The sequence below is a fragment of the Planomonospora corallina genome, from assembly GCF_042650625.1.
GTDB classification, from domain to species: Bacteria; Actinomycetota; Actinomycetes; order Streptosporangiales; family Streptosporangiaceae; genus Planomonospora_B; species Planomonospora_B corallina.
In genome coordinates, this window is the sequence record NZ_JBHSBM010000066.1 from 1 (window position 1) to 2,117 (window position 2,117).

General features: G+C 76.3%; 2 protein-coding genes. Both read left to right on the forward strand.

Annotated features, from left to right (window positions below; all coding sequences use genetic code 11):
- The coding region (locus ACFOWE_RS31650) for a condensation domain-containing protein (RefSeq protein WP_377294372.1) at positions 1 to 1,700 on the forward strand (1,700 nt) is incomplete at its 5' end.
- Positions 1,697 to 2,117: condensation domain-containing protein (locus ACFOWE_RS31655; protein ID WP_377294374.1), on the forward strand; the 421-nt coding region annotated here is incomplete at its 3' end. The genes ACFOWE_RS31650 and ACFOWE_RS31655, both read left to right, overlap by 4 nt.

The window sequence follows — 2,117 nt, forward strand, 5'->3', positions numbered from 1 at the left end:
TCGGGGTCGAGGACGGGTTCTTCGATCTGGGCGGGGACAGCATTCTGGCGATTCAGTTGGTGGCGCGGGCGCGGGCGGCGGGGGTGGTGTTCTCGCCGCGGGAGGTGTTCCGGCATCAGAGTGTGCGGGGGCTGGCGGCGGTGGCGGTGGCGGTGGCGGAGGGGGAGGCCGTCGCGGGTGAGGTGGAGGGTGCGGGGGTCGGCCCGGTGGACCCGACCCCGATCATGCACTGGTTGCGGGAGCTTCCCGGTCCGACCGGCGACTTCAGCCAGACGGTGGTGCTGCGGGTGCCGCCGGACCTCGGGGAGGAGGCGCTGGCGGCGGGGGTGCAGGCCGTGCTGGACCGGCACGACACGCTCCGGCTGACCTGCCCGGACGGGGGGAGATGGCTGGACGGCGCGGACCCGGAGCCTGGAGACCCGCCGGCACTGGAGGTGCTGCCGCCGGGAGCGGTCCGGGCCTCCGACTGCCTGCGCCGCGTCGGCGTCGGCGTCGGCGCCGAGCCGACCGGCGAGGAGTGGGCGCGGGCGGTCGCCGAGCAGGCGGCGCGTTCGCGGGCGGAGCTGGATCCGGTGGCCGGGCGGATGGTCCGGGTGGTGTGGCTGGACGCGGGTCCGGGGGTGTCGGGCCGGTTGGTGGTGACGGTGCACCATCTGTCGGTGGACGGGGTGTCGTGGCGGATCCTGCTGCCGGATCTGTTCACCGCCTGGGAGGCCGCGAGGCGGGGAGAGGTTCCCGAGCTGGCGCCGGTGCCGACGTCGTTCCGCACCTGGGCACGGCGGCTGCGCGCCGAGGCGGAGATCCGGACGGGTGAGCTGGGCTTCTGGCGCCGGACCCTGGACGGGGACACCCCGCAGCCCGGTTCCGCGAGCGACGGTCCCCGGCGGCCGGACCCGGCGCGGGACACCTTCGGCACCCAGCGCCACCTCACCCTCGAGCTGCCCCCGGAGGTCACCGAGCCGCTGCTGACCAGGATCCCCGCGGCCTTCCACGGCCGGGTCGGCGACGTGCTGCTCGCCGGGCTCGCCCTCGCCGTGGCGCACTGCACCGGACGGGAGTCGGTCCTGCTCGACCTGGAGGGCCACGGACGCGAGGAGATCACCGGAGAAGCGGACCTGTCCCGGACCGTCGGCTGGTTCACGACCATCTACCCGGTCCGGCTCGACCCCGGACCGGCGGACTGGAGCGACCTGCACGGCGCCACCGCCGCCCGGGCGATCAAACGGGTCAAGGAGCAGCTCCGGGCGGTGCCCGGCAACGGCCTCGGGTACGGCCTGCTCCGCCACCTCGACCCGGAGACCGCCGCCGAGCTGGCCGCCCGCCCGATCCCGGAGCTGGCCTTCAACTACCTGGGCCGGACGGAGGCCGCCACCGGGACCGACTGGTCCCCGGCGCCCGAGGCCGAGGCGGTGGGCGCCGGCCATTCGCCGGACCTGGCGCTCCCGCACGCCCTGGAGGTCAACGCCCTGACCCTGGACACGCCCGGCGGGCCGCGCCTGCGGGCGACCTGGTCGTGGGCGGCCCGACTGTACGACGAGGAGCAGGTCCGGGAACTGGCGGAGGCGTGGTTCACCGCACTCACCGGGCTGTCCCGGCACACCGGCGGCGGCCTCACCCCGTCGGACCTGCTGGTGCCCGTCAGCCAGGAGGAGATCGACGCGTTCGCAGCGGAACTCGACGCGGAGTGGAGCGCCCGATGACCAGTACCGGACCGATGAGCGGCACCCGCCCGGAGAGCGCCGACCCGCGGGACACCGGCCCGGCGGGCGCCGGCCTGCGGGACACCGGACCGCGGAACGGCGGCCCGGCGGGACGCGGCCCGGTGACCCCGGCCCCGCCCGCCCCGGGTGGCCAGCTCGAGGACATCCTGCCGCTCTCGCCGCTGCAGCAGGGCCTGTACTTCCACGCCCTGTTCGACGAGGGCGCGCCCGACGTCTACACCGCCCAGCTCACCCTCGACCTGGAGGGACCGCTCGACGCGGCCCGGCTCGCCGGCGCCGCCGCCCGGCTGCTGGCCCGCCACCCCAACCTGCGCGCCTCGTTCCGGCAGCGGACGGGCGGCGACCCCGTCCAGCTCGTGCACCGCCGCGTGGAGGTTCCCTGGCGGGAGGTCACCG